This is a genomic window from Komagataeibacter europaeus LMG 18890, from assembly GCF_000285295.1.
Lineage (GTDB): Bacteria > Pseudomonadota > Alphaproteobacteria > Acetobacterales > Acetobacteraceae > Komagataeibacter > Komagataeibacter europaeus.
On the sequence record NZ_CADP01000147.1, the window covers coordinates 1 to 5,539 of the forward strand.

At 54.3% G+C, this 5,539-nt stretch carries 3 protein-coding genes and 1 pseudogene; 1 reads left to right on the forward strand and 3 read right to left on the reverse strand.

What is annotated here, in order from left to right; genetic code table 11:
* The 3 genes from GEU01_RS19125 to GEU01_RS19135 form a co-directional block, all read right to left on the reverse strand.
* Positions 1-328, reverse strand: a 328-nt coding sequence (locus tag GEU01_RS19125) for a transposase (RefSeq protein WP_019086247.1), incomplete at its 3' end; no start/stop codon positions are given.
* Between the two features lie 96 nt (positions 329-424).
* Complete coding sequence (locus tag GEU01_RS19130) at positions 425-1,837, reverse strand: amidase family protein (protein ID WP_332306327.1); 1,413 nt, start codon at positions 1,835-1,837, stop codon at positions 425-427.
* Positions 1,838-1,910: 73 nt separating this feature from the next.
* Positions 1,911-4,205, reverse strand: a complete 2,295-nt coding sequence (locus GEU01_RS19135) for a TonB-dependent receptor (RefSeq protein ID WP_232272628.1) — start codon at positions 4,203-4,205, stop codon at positions 1,911-1,913.
* Between the two features lie 924 nt (positions 4,206-5,129).
* Between GEU01_RS19135 and GEU01_RS19140 the strand changes: the two are divergent.
* Positions 5,130-5,539: pseudogene (locus GEU01_RS19140) on the forward strand (IS5-like element IS1031A family transposase); the annotation flags it as partial.

Here is a 5,539-nt window from a genome sequence, read left to right on the forward strand (position 1 = left end):
CGTCTCGCCCGTCCTGCTCACGCGACAGGATCACGAGAATATGGTTTATCGCTTCCCATCGTCCCTCGCGGATCCAACGGTAGAAATAGCCCTGCACGGTCGTGAAGGCGGGAAAATGACGAGGCAATTGTCGCCACTGGCAACCCGTAGTGACGATATAGAGGATCGCCTCCATGACCCGGCGCAAATCCGTACGTCGTGGTCTCCCCAGTCGTTTCTTCTCGGGCATCAAAGGCGCAATCAGCGCCCACTCCGCATCGCGAAGGTCGCTTGCATACTCCAGGTCGTCCCGGCGATACTGCGCGCGGGTGATTTCAGTCCAGGCCATCTTGATCTCATCAGGTTATCGCAAACCCATGAATCATAATCCACTGAAATCACTCAACTCATTTTCGGTCAGACACTCAGATTTTCAGATTACCTGTCAGGACATGTTTTTATAGACATGGCTGGCGCTCTTTATATCCTGGCTCATCAAGGCCTCGATGGACATGCTCAACCGCAATACGCCGATATCATCGCGCATCTTTCCCGCAACCTGGACCCCCACCGGCAGACCAGTCGTGGAATAGCCGGCTGGAACGGAAGAAGCAGGCTGCCCGGTCATATTATGCAACAGGGAAAAGCCAGCCCATTCCAGCCAGTCAGCATATTTTTCGTCAGGCACGGTAGCCCCGGCCTTCAGCGGCAGTACAGACACCGTGGGGGACAGGACAAAATCAACCGTATCATGCACCCGCGCGCAAATCTGGCGATAGGTGATGCGTTTCAGGACGGCATCGGCATAATCGCCCATGGCAATGCTTTTGCCATAGTCACCCCATGCACGAAATTCCTGGTCTACAAGTGCGCGTTGTTCGGGCGTGTAATGCCGCTGTGCCTCATACGCGCCAACCTGCCACAGGGTGCGATAGGTCGGTCGCCAGTCCTCCATCGGATCAAGCGGGACAATGTCCGCCCCCGCCTTCGCCAGACGATCGACAACGGTACGGAAGATTGCACGGATTTCCTCATCCACAGCCATGAAGCCGAAATCTTCGCTCACGCCGATCCGAAGACCTGACAGGGGAAGTGCCGTGATCGGGAAGCTGTCGGCCGGCAGGGCATCAAGCGAGAACGGATCCAGCGGATGACGCCCCTGCATGACCGACAGCATCAGGCCGGCATCGGCCACATTGCGGGTCATGGGGCCAAAATGGGACATGTCGGTGTAATGCGCGCCAACAGGGTACATGGGCACGCGGGCAAAGGTAGGCTTGAGGCCAAAAATACCGCTGAAGCTTGAGGGCACGCGAATGGACCCGCCCCCATCACTGCCCAGTGCCAGAGGTCCGCACCCTACGGCAATGGATGCGCCTGCCCCGCCACTGCTGCCGCCGGGCGTGAAATCCGTATTATGGGGATTACGCGTGATACCGGCAAGCGGACTGTCGGTGACAGCTTTCCAGCCACCTTCACAGGTCGTTGTCGAGGCAAACAGAACAGCCCCCGCCTGGCGCAGGCGCTCCACCGATGGGGAATCCATGGTTGCGGGCGGCGAATTTTCAGCCACGCGGGATCCACGCGCATAGCGCCATCCGCGGACCATGGCCGTATCCTTGATTGAAACCGGCACCCCTTCCAGCGGGCGGGTCGGAAGACCTTTTTTCCATATATCCCGGGATACGCTGGCGGATGCCAGGGCATTTTCGGCATCAATGCAACAGAAAGGGTTAAGAACTGATTCCACGCTCCGGCTTCGGTCCAGCACGGCCTGCATCACTTCAACGGGGCAGAGTGTTCCCGCGCGATAGCCAGCCAGCATGTCTCTTGCGGAGAGTTCACATAGTTCAGCCATTCCCAAAATCACCCCTTTGCAATGTATCGCAGGCCACGACAGGCCTATCAGATCTGCCGTGGCAAACTATTGATCAGAAACCCACCGTAACGCTGCCGGACATGGCGAAGCCACCACCAATATTGTAGCGCGGCGACGCCCCCTGAATCGTTGATCCGTTCACCCCGCGGATGGCATGCGCGTTGACCGCCAGTCCCGAAGCTTCGGCATAATAGACGTTGTTGCCAACATTCATGAAGTTAAGCTGGAATTGCGGACGCACAAGTGAAAATTTATTGCTTACGTGGACCGTTTTCATGCGGTAACCCAGCCCCATATCCGCCATCAGGTAACCCGGGATGGATTCATCATTCATGAAGGTCGTGTACCGCCGACCGACATAATTCAGTGAGAAATTGGCAAAGAAACTGCCATTATCATAGGAAAGCCCAACCGCCCCGGTAAATGTGGGCGTATTGACCGAATCCTTACCCTTGGTTGGCGCATAAGTGTCACCCACCGCAATATTGCTGTCCATGCGTGAATGCACGAACGCGCCGGACAGATAGGGGCTGAAATGGTGCCACGGACGCAGGGCAAGTTCCAGCTGGGCACCACGGATTGTTTCACCCCCGACCTCCAGCGGCACATTGACCAGGGAGCCCTTCACATATCCCTGCGACAGGACATCATGATTGGTGATGTTGTAGTTGAACAGCGATGCCGCGATATGCACCAGTCCGTTATGGCGATAGCCGATTTCCTCCCCAATCGCATATTCCGGCTTCATGTGGGCGGTATGCTGCACCGCCGGGGTGTTGAGATTGGCGTCCCACATGTCCAGATAGGCTTCACTCCGGTCCGGCGCCTTGAAACTGGTGGTGCCATTCACATAAATCTGGTCATGCGGGGTAATGTTGTAGGAAATCGCGACCTGCGGCAGGGGTTCGGCATAGTTCGCCCCGACCAGGCTGTTTGAAATACCCGGCAGGTCATTGGTCACATGACGGTTGATCATGACTTCCTTGAACCCTGCGGTGACTTTCAGGCGATCATGAAGGAAGCTGTAGGTATCGTCCAGATAGATGGTCTCGACCTGCTGGCGATAACCGATTTTCCACGGGCTGAGCGTATCGCCATTCGCATCCTTCAGGCCATAGCGCCCCCAGCCATTGGCGGGCAGGCCATCTGGCCCGACTTCCGTGTAATTGGCGTCTTCATGCATGTCGAGATAGGTGTACATCCCGCCAAATCGCAAAATATTGTGTCCACGTTTCCAGTCTATGTTCGCCATCAACTGCAATGTATGCTGGTGCTGTGGATCGACCACCTCAGCCGGGACAGTCTGGTTATTTCCATAGGGATAGAATATCTGCAGCTTGCCCGCGGGCTGGGTGCCATAATAACTGTTGGTGCTGTTGACGGATTCACCGTACGTATCCCAGAAACTCCAGTCACGGTAGGTCGGGGTAATGTGCAGCGTCAGTTCCTTGTTCAGCTTGAGCTTTATAGGCGCATAGATCATCAGGTTGGTGCTCTTCAGATCATCAAGCTTGTAATAATCGGAACTGCCGTTTTTGAAATCCTGCTGCGTGTAGGTCGGGCTGTAGTACAGGGAAGATGTGCCCTGCTGTTCGAATTCTGATTTTGTTGGTGTTTCCGCCCCGTTGCCGGTAATGCCAATGGCGGTATATTCACCATATCCTATGTTCAGCGCCGCGGAATTGCCATCACCCCACGATTTGACGAATTTTGCATCCATGTGGTGGCGGTTGAATGAACCGGGCGTATCCCACATCTGGGAATAGTTATAGGAATACGAAACGTAGCCCCTGATACCTGTATGCCCGATATCGCCCGTTTCAAACCGGGCGAATTCCTTTTTCATGTTCCAACTGCCGTAGCTGCTTTCCAGCATGCCCCCCATCTTGTGCGACGGGTCGCGTGTCGTCATCTCAATCTGGGCGCCAGCGGCATTATAAGCAGGGCTGGTAATATCCGATGACCCCTCGCGGATCGAAACCGACTGCAGATTTTCGGAATCCGGCGTGGCCGCCATGGGATCGACCTGATAATAAATCCCATCCATCAGGTTCTGGCCATCGACCAGATAACCGACTTCGGATTCATTCAGGCCGCGTACCATGTAATGGCCTGATGTCAGACTGTACGGATCCGTCCGGGCATAAACAAAGCCTGGCATCAGGGCCAGCAGACCTGGCGCACTGGCGTTCGTATTCTGCTTGGCGATAAAATCGCGGGTTACACCAACACGTGTCTGCGGCGCGGTCTGGGCCATCATCAGCCCCCCGCCGGGCGTTGTATTGGTAACACCGTTGGCCGTGCGCGTCCCCGCATGCACGGTAATACTTTCATTTCCCCCCATCATGCGCTGGGCATTGCCACGGCCGCGGGGCCGGGCCGTTGTATGGGCTGCCCGTGTCTGCGCCACAGTGCCCGTGTCACTTTTTGAACTTCTGGCAACGGGTGCAGCGTAAAGCCTGTCAGCGGTCATGCAAACGCATGATACAGAAACGAGAAGGAAAACTTTCCTTTTTCTTTTTATCAGCATTCCACACACCTTTTCATTTATTACCTGCATGGGGACAAACATTCATCCAGCCGATCGGCAAAAAATACAAAACACCAAACCGGAATTTACCAGATGCCTGATGAATTCGGATCTATCGGACCCTGCGACATGGTGAGATCTGTACCTATGATCAGCTTATGGCAAAATCACTTCGTTAAAGTAACAATATAGCATTCCGGCCGGACATCATATGTACAAAGAACGACACAATGCGGAAACTGTACTGATCGGATAGACTGAAACGAAATCATTTAAAATTAACAATCTGAATATAAAGAGATTTTCCAGAATCATTCATGGTATTCAGGAAAATGCATATTCATATTACAGCATCATTCCGAATTATGTTGCTAAAAAGCAACGTTCATATATTCAACGATTTTTTTAAAATAACGCATCAGGACGGGCGCCGTATTTCCATCATATGACGGAATACACAGCGTGCTTCTGTTAATAAATTCTGTTTCAGGCCACCTGATCAGAACAGGCCTTCATCAATTTCGTGCAGCCTTGATGATAGATTCAATACTTGTCTTTTTTCCATGCCCACACGGTCAGATCCAGCCAGACATGCCCGACAGGGAAAGGCAGGGCGCCCCTCTGGAAACCCGTGTGCAACCGGCGTGACACAATCGGTCTTTTTCTAAGAGCCCGATCCGAAAGTTTTTGAACAATACCAGCCTGTTGTGATTCATCCGTCTTTACGAAGAGATGGAGTGAATGGTGACATGGACTGGTATTGCCCGACGTGAACATAGCCGGGAAGGACTGCGATATCCATCGGATATGATGGACGGGGAATGGGCTTTGATCATGCCATTTGTGCCCCCTGCGAAACGGGGCGGTCGCCCTCGCACGACGGATATGCGCGAGGTGGTCAATGCGATGCTCTACATAGCCTCGGCCGGGTGCGCGTGGCGCCTGCTGCCGAAATGCTTTCCGCCGGTCTCGACTGTCAGGCGCTATTTCTACGCCTGGCGTGATACTGGGCTGTTCGAGGTCATGAATACGGTGCTGGTCATGAGCCTGCGCGAGATCGAGGGGCGTGAAGCCTCCCCGAGCGCGGGCGTGATTGACAGCCAGTCGGTGAAAACTACGGAAAGCGGCGGGCTTTCGGGCTATGACGCGGG